Source organism: Streptomyces sp. NPDC002156 (assembly GCF_053593675.1).
Genome location: NZ_JBSFDA010000006.1, coordinates 33,997 through 53,480, shown reverse-complemented (window position 1 = coordinate 53,480; position 19,484 = coordinate 33,997). Strand labels below are relative to the sequence as shown.

Annotated in this window: 21 protein-coding genes and 1 pseudogene; 14 read left to right on the top strand and 8 right to left on the bottom strand. The window is 68.7% G+C overall.

Annotated features, from left to right (window positions below; all coding sequences use genetic code 11):
* Nucleotides 1–48 precede the first annotated feature (48 nt).
* The 7 genes from ACWCRB_RS04805 (at nucleotide 49) to ACWCRB_RS04775 (ending at nucleotide 5,221) form a co-directional block, all read left to right on the top strand.
* A complete protein-coding gene (locus ACWCRB_RS04805; protein ID WP_450994647.1) occupies nucleotides 49–270 on the top strand; it encodes a CbtB domain-containing protein in 222 nt (73 codons plus the stop codon).
* Nucleotides 271–305: 35 nt separating this feature from the next.
* Complete coding sequence (locus ACWCRB_RS04800; RefSeq protein WP_450994646.1) at nucleotides 306–1,136, top strand: CbtA family protein; 831 nt, start codon at nucleotides 306–308, stop codon at nucleotides 1,134–1,136.
* The gene (locus ACWCRB_RS04795; RefSeq protein WP_450994645.1) at nucleotides 1,133–1,885 is read left to right on the top strand and encodes a (2Fe-2S)-binding protein; all 753 of its coding nucleotides are present in this window, start codon (nucleotides 1,133–1,135) and stop codon (nucleotides 1,883–1,885) included. Before ACWCRB_RS04800 ends, ACWCRB_RS04795 begins: the two co-directional genes overlap by 4 nt.
* A 63-nt stretch (nucleotides 1,886–1,948) precedes the next feature.
* A complete protein-coding gene (locus ACWCRB_RS04790; RefSeq protein ID WP_450994644.1) occupies nucleotides 1,949–3,502 on the top strand; it encodes an amidase in 1,554 nt (517 codons plus the stop codon).
* Nucleotides 3,499–4,197 (top strand): nitrile hydratase subunit beta, encoded by a 699-nt coding sequence (nthB, locus tag ACWCRB_RS04785; RefSeq protein WP_450994643.1) that lies wholly within the window; start codon nucleotides 3,499–3,501, stop codon nucleotides 4,195–4,197. Before ACWCRB_RS04790 ends, nthB begins: the two co-directional genes overlap by 4 nt.
* A 2-nt stretch (nucleotides 4,198–4,199) precedes the next feature.
* Nucleotides 4,200–4,811 (top strand): nitrile hydratase subunit alpha, encoded by a 612-nt coding sequence (gene nthA / locus ACWCRB_RS04780; protein WP_450994642.1) that lies wholly within the window; start codon nucleotides 4,200–4,202, stop codon nucleotides 4,809–4,811.
* Nucleotides 4,808–5,221 carry a nitrile hydratase accessory protein gene (locus ACWCRB_RS04775; protein ID WP_450994641.1) on the top strand — a complete coding sequence of 138 codons (414 nt, stop codon included), beginning with the start codon at nucleotides 4,808–4,810 and terminating at the stop codon, nucleotides 5,219–5,221. Before nthA ends, ACWCRB_RS04775 begins: the two co-directional genes overlap by 4 nt.
* Nucleotides 5,222–5,294: 73 nt before the next feature.
* Here the strand turns inward: ACWCRB_RS04775 and ACWCRB_RS04770 are convergent, their stop codons facing one another.
* Nucleotides 5,295–5,720 carry a DUF4267 domain-containing protein gene (locus ACWCRB_RS04770; RefSeq protein ID WP_450994640.1) on the bottom strand — a complete coding sequence of 142 codons (426 nt, stop codon included), beginning with the start codon at nucleotides 5,718–5,720 and terminating at the stop codon, nucleotides 5,295–5,297.
* A gap of 51 nt (nucleotides 5,721–5,771) precedes the next feature.
* Complete coding sequence (locus ACWCRB_RS04765; RefSeq protein WP_450994639.1) at nucleotides 5,772–6,572, bottom strand: SDR family NAD(P)-dependent oxidoreductase; 801 nt, start codon at nucleotides 6,570–6,572, stop codon at nucleotides 5,772–5,774.
* A 102-nt stretch (nucleotides 6,573–6,674) separates the two neighbouring features.
* Here ACWCRB_RS04765 and ACWCRB_RS04760 point away from each other — a divergent pair, with 102 nt between their 5' ends.
* Nucleotides 6,675–7,556: a helix-turn-helix transcriptional regulator gene (locus ACWCRB_RS04760; protein ID WP_450994638.1), complete on the top strand. Its 882-nt coding sequence runs from the start codon at nucleotides 6,675–6,677 to the stop codon at nucleotides 7,554–7,556.
* Nucleotides 7,557–7,756: 200 nt separating this feature from the next.
* Here ACWCRB_RS04760 and ACWCRB_RS04755 read toward each other — a convergent pair whose 3' ends face one another.
* Entirely contained in the window at nucleotides 7,757–8,032 is a 276-nt protein-coding gene (locus tag ACWCRB_RS04755) for an HPr family phosphocarrier protein (protein ID WP_450994637.1), read from the bottom strand.
* A gap of 447 nt (nucleotides 8,033–8,479) precedes the next feature.
* On the opposite strand from ACWCRB_RS04755, the gene ACWCRB_RS04750 reads away from it, so the two are divergent.
* From ACWCRB_RS04750 to ACWCRB_RS04730, 5 genes are all read left to right on the top strand, one after another.
* Nucleotides 8,480–10,405 (top strand): beta-glucoside-specific PTS transporter subunit IIABC, encoded by a 1,926-nt coding sequence (locus ACWCRB_RS04750; RefSeq protein ID WP_450994636.1) that lies wholly within the window; start codon nucleotides 8,480–8,482, stop codon nucleotides 10,403–10,405.
* Between the two features lie 28 nt (nucleotides 10,406–10,433).
* On the top strand, nucleotides 10,434–11,849 hold the full coding sequence (locus ACWCRB_RS04745) for a glycoside hydrolase family 1 protein (RefSeq protein ID WP_450994635.1): 1,416 nt from the start codon (nucleotides 10,434–10,436) through the stop codon (nucleotides 11,847–11,849).
* A 49-nt stretch (nucleotides 11,850–11,898) separates the two neighbouring features.
* Nucleotides 11,899–12,747 carry a PRD domain-containing protein gene (locus ACWCRB_RS04740; RefSeq protein WP_450994634.1) on the top strand — a complete coding sequence of 283 codons (849 nt, stop codon included), beginning with the start codon at nucleotides 11,899–11,901 and terminating at the stop codon, nucleotides 12,745–12,747.
* The gene (locus ACWCRB_RS04735; protein WP_450994633.1) at nucleotides 12,744–13,010 is read left to right on the top strand and encodes a PTS glucose/sucrose transporter subunit IIB; all 267 of its coding nucleotides are present in this window, start codon (nucleotides 12,744–12,746) and stop codon (nucleotides 13,008–13,010) included. The genes ACWCRB_RS04740 and ACWCRB_RS04735 overlap by 4 nt, the downstream gene beginning before the upstream one ends.
* Before the next feature lie 205 nt (nucleotides 13,011–13,215).
* Nucleotides 13,216–13,341, top strand: coding sequence for a hypothetical protein (locus ACWCRB_RS04730; protein WP_450994632.1), 126 nt, complete (start codon nucleotides 13,216–13,218; stop codon nucleotides 13,339–13,341).
* 44 nt (nucleotides 13,342–13,385) lie between these two features.
* On the opposite strand, the gene ACWCRB_RS04725 is transcribed toward ACWCRB_RS04730, so the two are convergent.
* Entirely contained in the window at nucleotides 13,386–13,562 is a 177-nt protein-coding gene (locus ACWCRB_RS04725; protein WP_450994631.1) for a hypothetical protein, read from the bottom strand.
* A gap of 11 nt (nucleotides 13,563–13,573) precedes the next feature.
* A pseudogene (locus tag ACWCRB_RS04720) lies at nucleotides 13,574–13,732 on the bottom strand (TetR family transcriptional regulator); the annotation flags it as partial.
* Between the two features lie 179 nt (nucleotides 13,733–13,911).
* On the opposite strand from ACWCRB_RS04720, the gene ACWCRB_RS04715 reads away from it, so the two are divergent.
* The gene (locus tag ACWCRB_RS04715) at nucleotides 13,912–15,537 is read left to right on the top strand and encodes a CocE/NonD family hydrolase (RefSeq protein WP_450994630.1); all 1,626 of its coding nucleotides are present in this window, start codon (nucleotides 13,912–13,914) and stop codon (nucleotides 15,535–15,537) included.
* A gap of 127 nt (nucleotides 15,538–15,664) precedes the next feature.
* On the opposite strand, the gene ACWCRB_RS04710 is transcribed toward ACWCRB_RS04715, so the two are convergent.
* The 3 genes from ACWCRB_RS04710 to ACWCRB_RS04700 form a co-directional block, all read right to left on the bottom strand.
* Nucleotides 15,665–17,014, bottom strand: a complete 1,350-nt coding sequence (locus ACWCRB_RS04710) for an FAD-binding oxidoreductase (protein ID WP_450994723.1) — start codon at nucleotides 17,012–17,014, stop codon at nucleotides 15,665–15,667.
* 500 nt (nucleotides 17,015–17,514) lie between these two features.
* Nucleotides 17,515–17,811: a hypothetical protein gene (locus tag ACWCRB_RS04705; protein ID WP_450994629.1), complete on the bottom strand. Its 297-nt coding sequence runs from the start codon at nucleotides 17,809–17,811 to the stop codon at nucleotides 17,515–17,517.
* A 193-nt stretch (nucleotides 17,812–18,004) separates the two neighbouring features.
* Complete coding sequence (locus ACWCRB_RS04700; protein WP_450994628.1) at nucleotides 18,005–19,408, bottom strand: amidase; 1,404 nt, start codon at nucleotides 19,406–19,408, stop codon at nucleotides 18,005–18,007.
* Between the last annotated feature and the right edge of the window lie 76 nt (nucleotides 19,409–19,484).

The window sequence follows — 19,484 nt, the reverse complement described above, 5'->3', positions numbered from 1 at the left end:
TGTCCACACGTTCCAGCCGGGATCACGATCCCCGCGAGGAGGCCTCTGGTGACTGCCCTTCCTGCTGACCACGCGCCATCGGCCGCGTCCCCGTCCGTGCTGTCGGCCTCCAAGTCGGCCCTGCTGCTCACCGGCACGATGTTCATGGCGCTGGCGCTCTACTACTTCATCGGTGTCGACCAGGGCATGGTCTCCGTGTTCGGAAACGACATGCACATTCACGAGTTCGTGCACGACGCCCGCCACTCCCTCGGCTTCCCCTGTCACTGACCGCGCGAGCGGAATCGAAAGGAAGGAGGGGGAGCATGGAGAGACGACTGATCCTGCGCGGCATGCTGATCGGTGCCCTGGCCGGACTGCTGGCTGCCGTGTTCACCCGGATCTTCGTGGAGCCGCAGGTCGAGGCGGCGATCAACTACGAGAGCGGCCGCGACGCCGCACAGTCCGCTCTGGACGCTGCGGCCGGCCTGTCGACGCACGAGCATGAAGCCGAACTGTTCAGCCGTACGATCCAGGCCGACCTGGGCATGGGCGTCGGGATGATCCTGTTCGGGGTGGCGATGGGCGCGCTGTTCGCCGTGGTCTTCACGGTGTCAGTGGGCCGGGTGGGCAAGCTCCGGCCTCGTACGCTCGCGCTGCTTCTGGCGGGGGCCGGGCTGCTGGGCATCTACCTGGTGCCCTTCCTGAAGTATCCGGCCAACCCGCCGGCGGTCGGGGACCACGACACGATCGTGAACCGCGGCAGCATGTACCTGATCATGGTCGCTGGCTCAGTGGCCATCCTGCTGGTCGCCGTCCGGCTGGGCCGGCAGCTGGCGCCGCGGCTGGGGAACTGGAATGCCAGCCTGGTCGCGGGGGGCACGTTCATCCTGGTGATCGGCGTCGTCATGGCGATCCTGCCGTCCTTCGGACACGGCGGGCACGCGACGGAAACCCCGTTCGCCCTGCGCGACACCGACGGCACCATCGTCTACGACGGGTTCCCGGCCGACGTGCTGTCCGCGTTCCGGATGTACACGGTGGGCGCGCAGATCCTGCTCTGGGCGGCCATCGGGCTGCTGTTCGGACCGCTGGCCGAGCGGCTGCTCACCCCTGGCCGTATCGCCACGGTGGACCGGACACCGGTAGGTGTGTGACGTACGCCGAGAAGACGGTGACCGACGCGCTCAGCGGCCTCGGCCCCCTTTTCGGAACGGACGTCCACGCACCCGACGCGATCGCCGCGCCACCATGGCATCAGCTTGGTGAACTGGCCGGTAACCGGGCGGCGTTGAGGCACTGGGTGCTTCAGGTCGGCCGGGAACTGGCGGCGCTGGGCGGGATACCCGGGCGTTCGGTCGACCCGAAGGCGGCCGCTTCGCTCGCTCATCTCGGCCTTGTCGCCCGTCTGATCGCACCGGCGCTGGCCCTGGCCGTACGAACCGGCCAGGTACTGGACCTGAACCTCGCCTCGACCTGGTGGCAGCCCGTACTCGGGGGACCCGTTCCCCTCTCGATTCCCGTCCCGTCCGCGCCGCCTCCTGCCCAGCCGGGCAATGACCGCGTCGCGGCGCTGATGTCCGAGCGAGTGATCGACGGACCGGTGCGGGAACTGACCGCGGCGGTCGAGGAGTTGGGCGTGTCGCCCCGGGTGCTGTGGGGCAACGTGGCCTCGGTCGTCAACAGCGCGGCGTCTCTCCTCACCGAGATCCGCCCTGAGGAGAGCGCGAAGACCCGGCACATCGCGGCGGCGCTGATGCGTCGGCCACCGCTCGGCGATGCCGGCACGGTCGACGAGGCCGGACGGTTCCAGCGGCTCAGTTGCTGTCTGCTCCACCAGGTCACGCCGGGCGAGCGCGGCCCCGTCTGCGGGGACTGCGTGCTCGTCCGTGACACATCCGAATGACCTGTCCCACGACACAAGACCTCGAATCCCCCGACCCGAGGCATACGAAAGAGGAGTCGTCCATTGTCATCGCTCCCCACCCCTGATGCCGCTCGTCTCGCGGCAATCGACAAGTATTTTCAGTTCGGGCTGTCCGCAGAGGAGCTGGAGGAGTTCGTGCCCGCGGTGGCGGGCACCCTTGCCTCCTCGGCGGCGGTCGAGCAGCTCTACGAGCGGACGGCTCCTCCTGTCCCGGACCGTTCCTGGACGTCGCCCTCCCCGGAGGAGAACCGGCTGGGCGCCTGGTACGTGAAGACCTCGGTCAACGAGTCGTCCGAGGGCCCGCTGGCCGGCCGTACGGTCGCGGTGAAGGACAACGTCGCGGTCGCGGGCGTACCGATGATGAACGGCTCGCGTACCGTCGAGGGCTTCGTCCCGCGCGTCGACGCCGTTGCCGTACGCCGGCTGCTCGACGCCGGCGCGACGATCGCGGGCAAGGCGGTGTGCGAGGACCTGTGTTTCTCGGGCGCCAGCTTCACCTCGAAGCCGGGGCCGGTGCGCAACCCGTGGGACGAGAGCCGGACCACGGGCGGTTCGTCCAGTGGCAGTGCCGCGCTCGTGGCGGCCGGAGAGGTCGATCTCGCCCTCGGCGGTGACCAGGGCGGCTCGATCCGCATGCCGGCCGCGTTCTGCGGGATCGTGGGGCACAAACCCACCCACGGCCTGGTCCCCTACACCGGCGCGTTCCCCATCGAGCGGACCATCGACCATGTCGGCCCGATGACCCGCACCGTCGCCGACGCGGCCGCCATGCTGGGTGTGCTGGCCGGAACCGACGGATTCGACCCGCGCCAGCCGGACGTGATCCCGCCGGTCGACTACCTGGCGGTGCTCGCCGCGCCCGCGTCAGGGCTCCGCGTCGGTGTCGTCACCGAGGGGTTCGGCACACCGTTCTCCGATCCGGGCGTCGACGATGCCGTCCGCGCCGCCATCGACGTGCTGGGCTCGGCCGGACTCACCGTGGAGAAGGTGTCCATCCCCTGGCACACGGACGCCCTGCACGTGTGGAACGTGATCGGTACCGAGGGCGCGGCCTACCAGATGATCGACGGCAACGCCTATGGCCTGAACGCCGACGACTTCTACGACCCGGAGCTGATCGCCCACTACGCCCGCGGACGGATCGAGTACGGCTCGACTCTCTCCAAGACCGTGAAGCTCGTGGGACTCTCCGGCCGATACACCTTCGAGACCGGGGGCGGGAAGTACTACGGCATGGCCCGCCGCCTCGTCCCCGAGATCCGCGCGGCCTACGATGAAGCTCTGAACCAGTACGACGTGCTGGTCATGCCCACAGTGCCGTACACGGCCAAGGAGATTCCGCCGGCCGACGTCTCGCTGGCGGACTATCTGCACACCGCGCTGTCGATGATCGGCAACACCGCACCCTTCGACGTGACCGGCCACCCGTCGTGCAGCGTGCCGACCGAACAGGTCGACGGCCTGCCCGCCGGCCTGATGATCACCGGCAGGCGTTTCGACGACGCCACCGTGCTGCGCGTCGCACACACCTACGAACAGGCGGTCGGCGGGTTCCCCGCACCCCCGGTCGCCGTCAGCACAGGGAGCAGCACATGAACGGAGTCTTCGACCTCGGCGGCACCGACGGGATGGGACCCGTCGTGACGCAGGAGAACGAGCCGGTCTACCGCGCGGAGTGGGAGAAACCGGCGTTCGCCCTGTTCATCTCCTGCTTCCGGGCCGGAATGTTCAACGTGGACCAGTTCCGGCACGCCATGGAGCAGATGGACCCGGCCGAGTACCTGATGTCCAACTACTACGAGCACTGGATGCACGCCGCCGAACACTTCGCCGAGAAGGCCGGGGTGATCGACCCGGCGGAACTGGCCGAGCGAACCAAGCACTACCTGGAGAACCCGGACGCTCCGCTGCCGCAGCGGGACGACCAGGAATTCCTCGACTTCATCAACACCGCGGTCTGGGAAGGGGCGTCGGCCGCGCGGGAGTCCGACAAGGTCGCCGCGTTCAAGGTCGGCGACGTGGTGCGGATCGCGCACGACAGCCCGACCGGTCACACCCGCCGGGCCGGCTACATCCGTGGGCGGACCGGCGTGATCACCGGTGCGCACGGCACGTACATCTATCCCGACAGCGCCGGCAACGGCGGAGGCGACGCGCCCGAGCACGTCTACACCGTCCGCTTCACCGCCGAAGAACTCTGGGGCAAGGACACCGGCGATCCCAACGGTGCCGTCTACATCGACACCTGGGAGCCCTACATGACACTCGTCACGACCGAAGGAGCGGCCTGACCATGGCAGCCACCGACACCCCCCTGCACACGCAGGAGGAGATCACCGCCCGGGTCAAGGCGCTGGAAGCGCTCCTGATCGAGAAGGGCGTCATGACGACCGCCGCCGTCGACCGGCTGGCGGAGATCTACGAGAACGAGGTCGGCCCGCAGCTCGGTGCCAAGGTCGTGGCCCGCGCGTGGACCGACCCCGAGTTCAAGGCACGGCTCCTCGCCGACGCGACCGCCGCCTGCCGCGAGCTGGGGATCAGCGGCCTCCAGGGCGAGGACATGATCGTCGTGGAGGACACCGAGACCGTGCACAACGCGATCGTGTGCACGCTGTGCTCGTGTTACCCGTGGCCGGTACTCGGCCTGCCGCCCAACTGGTACAAGGCGCCCGCCTACCGGGCCCGGATCGTCCGTGAGCCGCGCAAGGTCCTGGCCGAGGACTTCGGCTACACGATCCCGGACACGGTGGAGATCCGCGTCTGGGACTCCAGCTCGGAACTGCGGTACTGGGTGTTGCCGACGCGTCCCGAGGGCACCGAAGGACTCGGCGAGGAAGAGCTGGCGGCGCTCGTCACCCGCGACTCGATGATCGGGGTCGGCCCGGCCGCCGCCCCGGCGTCATGAGCACGGACATGCGGCCGGACGCCGCCGAACTCGACAACGCCCGCCGCCGGGTCGAAGCCCTCCTCTGCGACCTGCCGGGGGCCGGAGACAAGGCCTTCGACGAGCCGTGGGAGCTGCGCGCCTTCGCCATGGCGGTGGCCGCGTACCACGAAGGCCACTACGAGTGGAACGAGTTCCAGCAGTCGCTGATCACCTCGATCGAACGCTGGGAAAGCGGGGCGGACGGCGATTCGTGGAGCTACTACGAACACTGGCTCACCGCGCTGGAAACCGTCCTCGCGAGCAAGGGGGCACTGTCCGAGGACGCCCTCGACGAGCGGACGAGGACGGTACTGGCCACACCGAAGAACGCCAACCACCATGAGGCGCACCGGGAGCCGGTCGCGGTCTCCCCGGCGCGGACCGCCTGAGCCACGGCGGTCAAGGGGCGCCTCGATCCTGTCGGGGCGCCCCTCCACCTGGAACATTCTTGTCCGTACGTTCTCAGGCTGCCTGGGCCGACTTCGCCGCAATAGAAGTGGCGCGAACGGAATCACCGAGGAGATAGGCAGCCGCGAGCGGAACGAGTACATAAGGAAGTTGCATCAGAAGGGCGGGCGTCAGACCCTTTTCGATGATGACAAGCGTGCTGTCCATAATGGGCACGAGCAGCATGACGTACAAGGTCGTGCGCAGCGCTTGGCGGTTCTGCTGGAAGACGAACAGCCCGACCAGCAATGCGGGCAGGATATCCTCCATGCCCTTGAGGGCGGCGTACGCATGCGACTCGTCTGCGAGCGGAACGCCGAACAGATCGACGAGCGTGGACGGCAGCGCGATCCAGCCCAGACCGGCGCCGAACAGCATGGCGGCCGATATGAGGCTCAGTCTCTTGACGAGGGGAGACAGTGTTGCGGTCGCGGTTGTCATGGGGACTCCTGAGGTTTGTCTGTCGTGGGTTTCTGATGCTTTTCGGTAGCTCTAATTCAGGCGGGTGTGGGAGATTCCGCCGTCGATGTAGAGCGTGATGCCGTGGACCCTCGCGGCGGCATCGGAGACGAGGTACAGGACTCCCTGGGCGATGTCGTCCGGCTGAAGGACCTCACCGGCAGGGGTCGGGGCGGTCATCGCGTCCATAAGCTCGCGCTGCGCCTCGTTACCCTCGGTGAGCGTCACGCCCGGCGCCACGGCGTTCACGCGTACGCCGCGCGGCCCGAACTCGGCGGCCCAGGCGCGTGTGAGCTGCTCGCCGGCGGCCTTGGACGCGGTGTACATCGCCCCGAAGGGGTTGCCGACCTGGGCCATCCAGGAACCCAGGTTGATGATCGCTCCGCTGCCGCGCTCGGCCATGGCGGGCGCCAGGGCGCCGACCAGGACGTGGGGGGCACGGACGTTGACCGCGAGAACGGCGTCGAGGTCCGCGTCGGGCAGGTCGGCGGTGGCGGTGGTCGGGTAGAGGCCCGCGTTGTTGACCAGGATGTCGACGCGCCCGCCGAGGGCGGAGGTGGCGTCGGCGGCGAAGGCACGGAGCTGTTCGTAGCTACCTGCCAGGTCCGCCTCGACGAAGTCGGCGCTGCCGCCGGCCGCACGGATCTCCTCGACGACGGCCTTGCCGCGCGCGGCGTCCCGGCCGCCGACGACGACATGGGCGCCCTCGCCGGCCAGCGTCCGGGCGATCGCGGCGCCGAGCCCGCTGGTCGCGCCGGTGACAACGGCGGTGCGTCCCGCCAGCCGGGCGGCAGGGGCGAGGGGGGTGCCGGGGTTCACAGAGGTGGAAGTCATGCCTCCATGTCTACGGCCGAGTGACGCCGAGGGGCCAGGTCAGGATGAACCTGGGCACGGCAGGACCACCCACATCCCGGCCATCGCTCCTAACCTGGACACATGTCCCGTGACCGTGCTGCGCTCGCAGCGTTTCTGCGCTCCCGCCGTGACCGTCTCACCCCCGGCCAGGCGGGAATCCAGGCGTTCCCCGGCGACCGGCGTGTTCCGGGCCTGCGGCGGGAGGAACTCGCGTTCCTGGCCGGCCTGAGCACGGACTACTACAGCAGGCTGGAACAGGGCCGCCAGGCGAACATCTCCAACGAAGTCCTCGACGCACTCGCCCGGGCGTTGCGCCTGGACGACGTGGAACGCGCTCACCTGCACGACCTCGCCGCCCCCGCACCCCGCCGCCACGCGCAGGCACCGGCGGCCCAGCGCCCCGATCCCGGCATGCTGCGCCTGATTCGCACGCTCGACCACGTCCCGGCACTGCTGCTCGGCCACCGTGGAGACGTCCTGGCCAGCAATGTGCTGCTGCGCGCCGTGCTCGGACGTTCCCTGGAGCCGGGCACCTCCTTCATGCGCTACCTGTTCCAGGACCCGGTCGCCCGGGAACGGATCATGAACTGGCCCGAAGTCGCTGCCGCCGCCGTCGCCACGCTGCGCCGGGAAAGCGGACGCCGACCGCACGACCGCGCCCTGCTGGCCCTCGTGGACGAACTGCGCACCACCGACGACGATGTCGCCCGCTGGTGGGACGACCACACCGTCCGCGACTACACCTCCGTCGCCAAGCGCATCCAGCACCCCACCGCCGGAGCCCTCTCCTTCGACATCGAGATCGTCGTCTCACCGCACGACCCGGACCAGATGCTCATCGTCTACACCGCCGAGCCCCACTCGCCCACCGCCCGGCTCCTGCCCATCCTGGCCAGCTGGGACGTCGACGACGCCGATGCCGTCCCGTCCGTCGACCCCGGAGCCGACAGCACCACTTCCTGAATCCCGCTTGGTTCGGGGGTGTGTGTGGGCTTGGGCAAGGGCGACGGCACCACGTGGATGCTCTGGACGACATGCGGCCACCGCGTTGAGGATGGCGGACAGGTCGGTCCGGGACACCGAACGACAGGCCCGGCGAGTCATACCGTCGGGCCTGTCGGTGACACCGCACCCGGGCCGTGGCGCACCGACTGCCCGGGTTTTCAGCCCTGGGGCGCGGCGTCCAGATCGCTCGCCAGCAGCCCGACCAGCTCGTCGAGAGCCCGGTCGGCGTCCGGCCCCTCGGCCGACAGCAGTACCTCGTCCCCCCGTCCGACCGCCAGGCTCATCACGCCGAGCACGCTGGCGGCGTTCACGGTGCGATCACCCTTGGTGAGCTTGACGTCTGCCGCGCAGGCCGCTGCCGCCTGGGTGAAGAGCACGGCCGGCCGGGCGTGCAGTCCCGACGCGGATCCGATGGTGACTCGGCGTTCCGGCATACCTGGTCCTTCCCTCGATGTGTCGAGCGGGTGGCGACACGCCAACAAAAAAGACCCGGAGCCTCCACCCGCTGGCAGGTGGGGTTCCGGGTCTTGCCTGATCAGGTCAGTGACAATCCCGCAGACCAACCGTAGCCCAGCGCCAGGCGTGCGGGCGCCCCCAACTGGCTATGGCGACGGTCACACGCGGCCGGGAAACGGGTTGGCGAGTCCGTACACCTGCATCCCGCATTCGGTTTTACGCGGGGTATGGACACGTCCTGCTGCCGGGGCTATATTGCGCTCCCAAGGACCAGCGCGTCCTTGAATTCGGGATTGTTACTCTTGCAGGCAAAACCCGGACTTCGACCTGTCCGTCCATTCTCGGGCGTTCAGGTGGGAGTCCGGGTTTTTTGCTGTCAGGAACCGGCAATTCCGTCAGCGCGGTGATTCGACGAGGAGTCGGCGATGAGACATCAGGAAACGGCCGACGGCGTCCTGCGGGGCGTCGGTGGCGAGGCGAACGTGCAATCAGTGGAGCACTGCGCCACCAGACTGCGCTTCACATTGATCGACCGCTCCAAGGCGGACAAGACCGCGGTGGAATCCGTACCCGGAGTGATCACCGTGGTGGAAGGCGGCGGCACCTTCCAGGTGGTCATCGGAAACCGGGTGGGCGACGTGTACGCCCAACTCGGCTCTCTCACACGGCGGGCCCCGGACAGGGACGGCGACAAGGCCACTCCGGCCGGTCTCGTCCCCCGTGTGATCGATCTCGTCACCAGCATCTTCACACCGATTCTGTGGGTGCTCGCCGGCGCGGGTCTGCTGAAGGCGCTTCTGGCGGTCGGCGTCAAGATCGACTCGTCGTTCGGCGCGACGACCACGTACGCCATCCTCTTCGCAGCTGGTGACGCGGTCTTCCAGTTCCTGCCGATCCTCCTCGCGGTGACCGCCTCCCGCCGCTTCAAGGCCGACCAGTTCACCTCTCTGGCCATCGCGGGAGCCCTGGTCTACTCGGCCACCATCGGTGTGGTCGCCGGGCCCAAGGGCGCCAGCCTGACCCTCAAGGCGCTCTACGACGGCGGCGGGGACGTGACGTTCCTGGGCATGCCCGTCGTCGTGGTCGCCTACCTGTCGTCGGTGATCCCGATCATCTTCGCCGTGTACGCCCAGTCGCATCTGGAGCGTCTCCTCAAGCGCGTCCTGCCCGAGGCGCTGCGCAACTTCTGCACGCCCCTGATCACGATCGCCGTCCTCGTTCCCCTCACCTTCCTCGCCATCGGCCCCGTGACCAGCCATGTCGGCGACTGGGTGTCGGAAGGCGTGAACAACCTGTGGGAGCTGTCCCCGATCGCGGGCGGTGCCGTCATGGGCGCCTTCTGGCAGGTTTTCGTGATCTTCGGTGTTCACTGGAGCTTCGTCCCGATCATGTTCCAGGAACTCTCCACGAACGGTGTCTCCTACCTTCTCGGGTCGCTCTTCCCGCCGGTCCTGGCCCAGGCAGGCGCCGCCCTCGCGGTCTTCCTGCGCACAAGGGACCCGCAGGTCAAGGCCGTTGCCGGTCCCGCCACGGTCTCGGCCTTCCTGGCCGGCATCACCGAGCCCGCGATCTACGGCGTGACCCTGCGCTACAAGACGCCCTTCATCTACGCGTGCATCGCCGGCGCGATCGGCGGCGGCATCGCCGGAGCCAGCAAGTCGGCCCCCACCTCGTTCGTCCTCCCCGGTGGTCTCACCCTGAGCGCACCCGTGGGCGTCGGGAACTACGCTCTTCTCCTGATCGGTGTGGCGGTGGCCGTCGGTCTGGCGTTCGTCCTCACCTTCGTGACCTTCAAGGACCGGCCCGTGGCCGCCCCGGAGGGCCCGAGCACAGTGGGCGAGCCGGTGGACACGCCGACCGGAGCTGGTGTGGGCGGCGGCGGTACGGCAACGGCCGTCCGCACGAAGTCACTCGAGCTGCTCTCACCGGTCAGTGGCACCGCGGTCGCCCTCGCGGACGTACCGGACAAGGTGTTCGCGTCCGGCGCCGTCGGGCCGGGCGCGGGCGTCGTCCCCGCCGCGGGAGCCGTACGGTCGCCCGTCGAGGCGACGGTCGTCACGGTCATGCCCCATGCCTTCGGACTCCGGACGGACGACGGGGTCGAGATCCTGGTCCACGTGGGCATCGACACGGTCAAGCTCAACGGGCGGCACTTCCACCCGGCGGTCACCGGGGGCTCCAGGGTCGGGGCCGGCGACCTGCTGGTCGAGTTCGACCCCGAGGCCGTCCGCACCGCCGGCTACGACCCGGTGACCGTGGTCGTGGTGACCGCCCTGGCCGGCTACGCCGACGTGGACGTCACATCCGGCGACGTGAACACGGCCGACGTGCTCCTGACCCTCCAGCCGTAACCATCCCGCCTCCCTTGGAGCGAACAACGTGAACGACATCGACCTCCCCCGGCTGCGGCCCGGCTTCCTCTGGGGTGCCTCTACCTCGGCTTACCAGGTGGAAGGCGGGTGGGACGCCGACGGCAAGGGCCCGTCGGTCCAGGACGCGCGGACCGACCATCCCGAGGGAACCACCGACTTCAAGGTCGCCAGCGACCACTTCCACCGCTACGCGGAGGACGTCGCACTCCTCGCGGAACTCGGCCTGAAGGCGTACCGCTTCTCGATCGCCTGGACCCGGATCGTCCCCGACGGCGACGGCCCGGAGAACGCGGCCGGCATCGCCTTCTACCACCGGCTCATCGACGAACTGCTCGCCCACGGCATCGAGCCCATCGTCACCATGTACCACTTCGACCTGCCACAGGCGTTGCAGGACAAGGGCGGGTGGGGATCACGCGCCACCATCGACGCGTTCGTGCGGTACGCCGGCATCCTCTTCCGCGAGTACGGCGGCAAGGTCCGCCACTGGCTGACCATCAACGAGCAGAACATGATGATCCTGCACGGGGCCACGATCGGCGTCTCGGGAGAAGGCTCCGGGGACACCCAGCGGGACCTGTACCAGCAGAACCACCACATGCTCGTGGCGCAGGCACGGGCGATGGCCCTGTGCCACGAACTGCTGCCCCAGGCGAAGATCGGCCCCGCACCGAACATCGTCAGCGTCTACCCGGCGTCCAGCGCCCCGGAGGACGTCCTGGCCGCCGCCGACTTCTCCGCGATCCGCAACTGGCTCTACCTCGATGTCGCCGTGCACGGCCGGTACAACCCCACGGCCTGGTCGTACCTGGTCAAGCGAGGGATCGCACCGGTCTTCGCCGAGGGCGACCAGACAGCCCTGGCCGCCGCCCGCCCCGACTTCATCGCCTTCAACTACTACTTCACCCACACCGTCGCGGCTCCCACTGGCAGCAGTGCGGACGTGGGCCACACCGGTGACGCGGGCATCAGCATCGGCGAGGTCGGAGTCTTCCGCGCCGTGCGCAACCCCCACCTCAAGACCAACGCCTTCGGCTGGGAGGTCGACCCGGTGGGCTTCCGCGCCACGTTCCGCGAGATCTACGATCGCTACAGGCTTCCGCTGCTCGTGACGGAGAACGGGCTCGGCGCCTTCGACACCCTTGAGGACGGCGACGTCGTGCGCGACGACTACCGCGTCGAATACCTCGCCGAACACATCCGGCAGATGCAACTGGCGGCGGGGGACGGCGTCGACATCCTCGGCTACTGCCCCTGGTCGGCCATCGACCTGGTCTCGACCCACCAGGGCGCCGCCAAACGCTACGGCTTCGTGTATGTCGACCGGGACGAGTTCGACCTCAAGGAGCTGCGCCGGGTACGGAAGGACAGCTTCTTCTGGTACCAGGAAGTCATCGCCCGCAACGGAGTTCCGTTGCCGTAACGGGCACCCCTGCCCGCAGGTGCGCCGTCGCGCCATCGAGGAGCCCCGCGTGAGAGTGGTCAAGGTTTTCAACAACAACGTCGTCCTGGCGACCAAGGGCGGCGCCGACGACATCGTCGTCCTCATGGGACGCGGAATCGGCTTCAGCACCAGGCCCGGCCAGGAGGTCGATGCCGCGCGTGCGGAGCGCACCTTCGTCCCGACCGCGACCCAGCCGCCGGAGCGGATCGCGCTCTTCCTGGACGAGATCCCGCCCGACCACCTCGCCGTCGCCGAGGACATCGTCCGCATGGGACGGGCCGAGCTGGGCGAACACATCGGGGGACATGTGGTCATTCCGCTGGCCGACCACCTGTCCTTCGCCCTGCGCCGGGCGCAGGACGGCCTGGAGATCGCCTATCCGCTGCGCGGCGAGGTGCTCCACCTGTACCCGGACGAGGTGGCCGTCGGCCGCCGTGCCATCCAGCTGGTGGCGGACCGGCTCGGCGTACGCCTGCCCGACATCGAGGCCATCCCGCTGGCCCTGCACTTCGTGAACGCCCAGTTCGAGGGGCCTGACCTGTCGAAGGTGGTGAAACTGACCGAGACGTTCACCGTGGTCCTCGCCGAGACCAGCGCCTTCCTCGGGCTCGCCGTGGACGCGGACTCCCTGGAAGCGTCCCGCTTCATCACCCACCTTCGCTACCTGGCGAGCCGCCAGGCCAAGGGCGGGGCGGCCTCCGACACGTTCGCGTCCCTCCACGACAGCCTCCGGGCCAGCCACGCGCGCGAGGTAGCCTGCGCCAAGCACGTCGCAAGCATCCTCGAAGAGCGCTTCGGCTGGACCCTCGGCCGGGACGAGGTGCTCTACCTGGCACTCCACATCAGCCGCCTCACCGCGAGGACCCGTCCGTCATGAACAGTCCCGGCCCCGACTTCGCCCCGCAGGTCCTGCGCCTGGTCGGCGGCGCGGGCAACGTCGCCGCACTGACCCACTGCATGGCCAGGCTGAGGTTCGTCCTCCACGACGACACCCTGGCGGACGAGAAGGCACTCGAAGCCCTCCCCGAGGTCGTCATCGTCGTCCGCCAGGGCGGGCAACTGCAGCTCGCCCTCACCGTCCCCGTGCCGACCGCCCACGCAGAGGTACTCCGCCATCTCGGCGAGGACGGACGGACCTGAGCGGAACGCCGGCCCCTCGGGTTGGATCGCCTCTGTCGAAACGAGCTGGACCGGCGGCGGGGCGGATCTGTGGCAGGAAGGGGAGAAAACGCGGGTGCTGGAGCTGTGGAACCTGTACCTGCCCACCAGGCACGATGGGCCGTACGCGCGGATCGTCCACCAGTGAGAAGCTGACTCAACAGTCTCCCGCAGCACGTCCCGGGTCGTGGAGCACGCCGACGCCGCCGACGTGAACCTCACTCCGGCCGATCTCCAGCGCATCGTCGAAATCCTGCCCCACGGCTCCGCGCGTGGTCGCTACCCCGCCACGTACAAGCCCACCGACTGGTGACGGTTCTACGTCAGTGAAGTGGACGGTAGGCGCGTGAGTGGGGCTCAGTCACGCGTGGGGTCCGCCAACAGGGGCGGGTAGACAGCCGTCCGCTGGCCGTTGACGGTGGTGCCGGCGTATTTCAGCATCGGGGCGTACTCCCCGACCACCTCGGCAGGGTAGATCAGGGCGGGGGCCGACACCTCGTCGAGGACTGCGATCTGTGCCGGGGTCAGGGTCACCTCGAACGCGGTGAGCCGAAGTGGTAGTTGACCGCAGCCTGGTTCCGCTGCCCGGCGGCCACGCTGATCTGCCGGTGGGCCACCGCCTGCACCCCGCGTTCGGCGAACAGGCGCTCCGCCGCGGTCAGGAGTGCCTCGCGCGTCGCGCTGACCTGTTCGGCCCGTCTCATCGTGTTCCCTCCTGATTCAGACGTCTCCGCTTGAACACCTGTCCCTCCCTATCTATATTTTAAATCACTCAGGTGAATTAAATTTACTACTGTTGCGTGCCCGCCGACCTCCTCCTGCGCGTGCCCACCGCTCGAGCAGCCCTCCACCCCTCACTGTCAGCTGACGGAGGCCGTATCCGATGAACCTCAGAAGTCACCTCACGCAGCGCATGCAGCACCTTCCCCCTCCACTCACCAGGGATGTGGTCATCGACCGTGATCTGAGGGTGCCGATGCGCGACGGGGCCGTCCTGCTGGCCGACCGATGGGCTCCGAAGTCCGCAGGTGACAGCCTGCCCACCGCCCTGGTTCGCGTGCCCTACGGCCGGACCGGCATCGTCGCCTCGCAGACGGCCAGACCACTGGCCGAGCGCGGCTACCAGGTTCTCGTCCAGAGCACGCGCGGCACCTTCGGCTCCGACGGTCCCTTCGAACCCTTCCGGTACGAACGCGAGGACGGCCTCGACACCCTCGACTGGGTGATCAAGCAGCCCTGGTTCGGCGAGTCGATGATCCTCATAGGGATGAGCTACCTCGGGGTCGTCCAGTGGGCGGTCGCCGACGCCGTACCGCCTCAGGTCAAGGCCATGATTCCGGCGGTGACCGATTCGGCCCTCAGTCTGGAGTTCCTCCGCAGTGACGGCTTCTCGTTGGAGACCCCGTTCGGCTGGGGCGTCCAGGTCGCCGGCCAGGAACGCCGGTTCGCCATGCCGCGCCAGTTGCTGGAGGTGAAGAAGGTCCGACGCGCCATGCACACACTGCCGTTGAACCAGGCGGACACCATAGCCATGGGCCACCGCTCCGACTACATCCAGAACATGCTCGCCCACGACACCGACGACCCGTTCTGGACGGCGGCCGACCACCGCCACCGGGTCGCCGACGTCGCCGTGCCGGCGAGTCTCATCGGCGGCTGGTACGACGTCTTCCTGCCCGGCCAGCTCCGCGACTACCGCGTGCTGCAGGACGCCGGACGCACCGTACGCCTCACCGTCGGTCCCTGGCCCCACGCGTCCTTCCTCGAGATCGGCGGGCTGACGACCCGCGAGGCTCTCGACTTCGGCCTGGCCCTCACCCAGGGCGAACAGCCCGCAGAACGCGCGCCGGTACGCCTGTTGGTGATGGGCGAGGACAAGTGGCGCGACTTCCCCTCCTGGCCACCGCCGGGATACGAGCCTCAGCGCTTCCACCTCCAGTCGGATGGAGCCCTCGGTGCCGAGGTGCCCGCCGCGTCGGCCCCCGACGGTTACCGCTACGACCCTGCCGACCCCACCCCCGCCCTCGGCGGCGTCCGCCTGGCACCGGGCGTGAAGGCCGGCCCCGTCGACAACGCCGCGCTGGAAGCCCGACCCGACGTCCTCACCTACACAACTCCCCTGCTGGACAAGGACGTCGAAGTGATCGGCGACGTCAGCGCCGAGATCTTCTTCCGGTCCAGCCTGCCGTACGCCGATGTCTTCGTCCGGCTGTGCAACGTCGACGAGAAGGGTCGCTCAGTCAATGTGTGCGACGGCCTGACCAGCCTCACCGGCGCGGACGAGACGACCTGCGCGACCGTACGGCTGTGGCCCACGGCGTACCGCTTCAAGCGCGGCCACCGGATCCGCGTCCAGGTCTCCAGCGGCGCTTTCCCCCGCTACAACCGCAACGCAGGCACCGGTGAACCCCGCGCCACCGCCGCCACCCTCCGCACTGCCGACCAGCAGGTCTTCCATGACCCCGACCGGCCCTCCGCAGTGATCCTCCCGGTTCGGCAGGCGGACTGAACACGACGCCAAAACCGTGAGGTCAGGTCAGGTTGTGGAGGGCCCGCTCGGACCCTCCACAACACAGGCCGGCAGAAGAGGCCCGAACGACCAGGTCGCCATGCGATGCGGCACGACCCCGGTCGAGTCAGAAGATCTTGCCGGGGTTCAGGATCCCGGCCGGGTCGAGCGCGTTCTTCACCGCGCGGTGCAGGGCGAGTACGGCGGGGGAAAGCTCGGCGGCGAGACCGGGCCGTTTGAGCAGCCCGACGCCGTGCTCGCCGGTCACCGTGCCGCCGAGTGCGAGGGCGTCGGCGATGATGTCGTCGAACGCCGCCTGGGCGCGGGTGCGCGCCGCCTCGTCGCCCGGCTCGGCGATGAGCAGTGGATGGAGGTTGCCGTCGCCGGCGTGGGCGATGTTGGCGATGGTGATGCGGTGCCGCTCGGCGGTTCGCTCGATGCGCTCCAGCATTGTTGGGACCTGGGCCTTCGGCACGCAGACGTCCTCGGTCAGGACCGGGCCCAGCCGTTCGAGCGCCGGATAGGCGAGCCGTCGTGCCGCGAACAGCGCCTCCGCCTCGGTCTCGTCGGCGGAGCACGCGGCCCAGGTGGCACCGGCTCCCTCGAAACAGGCGAGCGTCCGGTCGGCCGCGGTCTGCCCGGCGGCGCCGGGCTCGTCGAGCCGGGCCAGCAGGATCACGTCGGCGTCGACGGACAGACCCATGTTCTTCCAGGCGTCCACGGCGCGCAGGCAGTGCCGGTCGACGAGTTCGAGCGCGGCCGGGGTGAGTCCCGCGGCCGCGGTGGCGAGCACCGCCCGGCCGGCGTCGACGATCGACGAGAAGTACCCGGCCACGGTGATCGCGGGCGGCGGTAGCGGACGCAGCCGGACGGTGACCTCCGTGACGACGCCCAGGGTGCCTTCCGACCCCACCACCAGGCCGACCAGGTCGTAGCCCGCGACGCCCTTGGCCGTTCGCCTCCCGAGCCGGACGAGTTCACCGGTTCCGGTCACCATCTCCAGGGCCAGCACGTAGTCGCGAGTGACTCCGTACTTCACGCAGCACAGGCCGCCGGCGTTGGTGGCGACATTGCCGCCGATCGTCGACCACGGAGAACTCGCCGGATCCGGCGGATACCACAGACCGTGCTCGGCGACAGCGGCGCGGAGGTCGTCGTTGACCACCCCCGGCTGGACAACGGCCAGCCGCTCCAGCGGATCGATCTCGACGATCCGGTCCATCCGGTCCAGCGCGACCACGACACAGCCGTCGACCGCGTTGGCCCCGCCGGAGAGCCCGGTGCCGGCACCCCGCGCAACGACGGGCACTCGGTGCCGGTGGCAGGCACGCACGACCTCCTGGACATCGGCACTCGACTCCGCCCGGACGACGGCGAGCGGTACGCCGACCGGGGCCCACTCGGCTTCGTCATGGCTCAACCCCGAGACGACATCGGGATCACGCAGGATCCGCTCGTCGGCGATTTGCGCGGCGATGTCGCCAAGCACATCGGCTTTCACAGAGTTCACCGATCCTCCTAGATTGACGATTTCGGAACGCTAACGGAGCAGTCGTTCCCGCTTGAGGTTCTTGAGGATCGCCCCCACTCTCGCAAGCGCCCTGCTGCCGCGCTCGCCGTCCACCAGCCGGCGGTCGAACGGCAGCGCCACCTGGGGCACCGAGCGCAGGGCAACATGCCCGTTGTGCTCCCATGCCCGGAGGCCTACTCCGCGTTTTTGATGTTCAGTCACGCACCACCAAGAACAAGAGGGACACCCGAGCCTTCCCGAACGCGGGCCAATCAGACGCGGGAGAAGTCAAGTTGGACTCCGCGGCGCACCAGTACGCACAACTACGACAACAGGACCTCCTTGCGCTCGGATCGGTTCGATACCCGGGCTGCCAAGAGGCCCTGCCGTTGTGCGCCGACTACCGCGGAGTCACCCGATCGAGGCTCCCGTTCGACGCACAATTCTCAACGTCGGTACTACAGCGGTCAGTTGCACGCGACAGTCAGCGTGGCGACCCACCATGATCCGTCGGAGTTCCCCACGACGGTGGTCTGGTTGTAGTCGGTGTAGGCACCGCTGCCGTTGGTCTTGACACACGCGTCGTGCGCGTTGCTCGCCGCTACGTTCTTCGCCGCTTGCGCCGTCGGTCCGTCACCTGTCACTTGAAACCTGGAGTTCGCCGCACTGGCGGCTCCGGCCGTGCCCAGCAGCGCTCCCACGGACAGGCCGCCCGCAACCAGCACCGCCGCGACCTGACGCTTCGCCAATCCCGAACGTCGCATATCCCTACCTCCGCTTACGTCTTGCGCGAGAACTCGAAACGATCTTCGAGGTGGTCGCCTGCATCCTCTCGGGGCGGGGCCCGTACCGTCGTCGTACGTCTGTAGACACTTCGACTACTGCGGGCGCAGTACGCAGATGCGAACATGGTGAAGACGCAGCCAATTCCCGCCGAGTTCGTCCGGGGCGTGCCGCTCAGACAGAAACCTCGGGATGCACCCGATGGAACGAGGTCGCCGTCTGATAGGCGTGAGCGGCCTGGAGGAGCAACTGCTCGTCGAAGGGCCGGCCGACGAACTGGAAGGCAAGCGGCGTTCCGCGCTCCGAGAAGCCTCCCGGGAGGGTGATCGTCGGCAGCTCGCAGAGGTTGATGGGTGCCGTGGGGATGAGCATCGTGGCGAGCAGGTCGGGGCTGTCGCCCAAGGTGCGGACGGTTTCGAGGGTGGGTGCGGACAGGCCGATCCCTGGCAGAAGGAAGAGATCGATGCCGCGCAGCAGCCGGTGCATCCGGCCCGTGAAATCGCGTCGTCTCTGCATGAGGCGCTGGTACTGCATGGCGGTCATCGCCCTGCCCTGCTCGATGTGGTGCGCGAGGCCCGGACCGTATTCGCTCGCCCGGGCCGGGTAGGTGTCCGCGTGTGCGGTCGCGGTCTCGACCGAGCAGAGGGGTTCGAAGTCCGCGGCTGCTGAGGCGAGATCCGGGGCGTTCACCTCGACCACGGCCCAGTCCAGGGCTTCGAGAACCCGTACGACGTTCCGCATCGTTTCGCGAGTCGGCTCGTCGAAGCGCTCCATGAGCTGCCAGTCGACGCCCACGCAGGGACGCCGCGTGAGCTGGATGCCGGCGAGGTAGTCCGGCACCGGGTGCACCGAGGACGTCGGATCGTTGTTGTCCGCTCCGGCGATCACGGAAAGTACAGCGGCCGCGTCTCGCGCGCTGCGGGTCATCGGGCCGATGTGGTCGAGACTGGCCGCCAGTTCCGTGACCCCGTAGCGGCTGACACGGCCCCACGTCGGCTTCAGCCCCGTGACGCCGTTCAGGCTCGCCGGAAGCCTGATCGAGCCGCCGGTGTCGGACCCCAGTGAGGCGTAACAGAGCCCTGCCGCGGTGGCGACTCCGGATCCGCTGGAGGACACGCCGGTCCAGACCTCGGCGTCCCAGGGGTTCACCGGGACCGGAAGGTCCGGGTGATGCTCCGCCCAGGCGCCCTCGGTCATGGCCAGCTTGCCCGTGATGACCGCGCCGGCCGCACGGAGGCGGGCTACCACGGTCGCGTCGTAGGAAGACACGTAGCCGGCGTTGATCGTGCCGCCCGACCCGGTGGGGGCGTCCGTCGTGTACGCCAGGTCCTTCACCGCGATCGGAACTCCGTGCAGCGGCCCTTTGTAGCGTCCGCGTGCGATGTCGAGATCGGCCTGACGCGCGGTCTCCAACGCGCGGTCGGCGAGCACCGTGACGAAACTCTTGAGGGCGGGCTCCAGGGCATGGATACGGCGCAAGCTCGCCTCGGTCGTCTCCACCGACGTGATCTGCCGGGACCGGATGAGCTCCGCGACCTCGGTCAACTCCAAGTAGGCGAGTTCTTCGTCCTTGAACATACGAGTTCTCCTTCGGCGACAGGGTGTCGAGGTACAGCGATACCCGGCTGACTGAGTGCGGGTCAGCGGCCGGCTG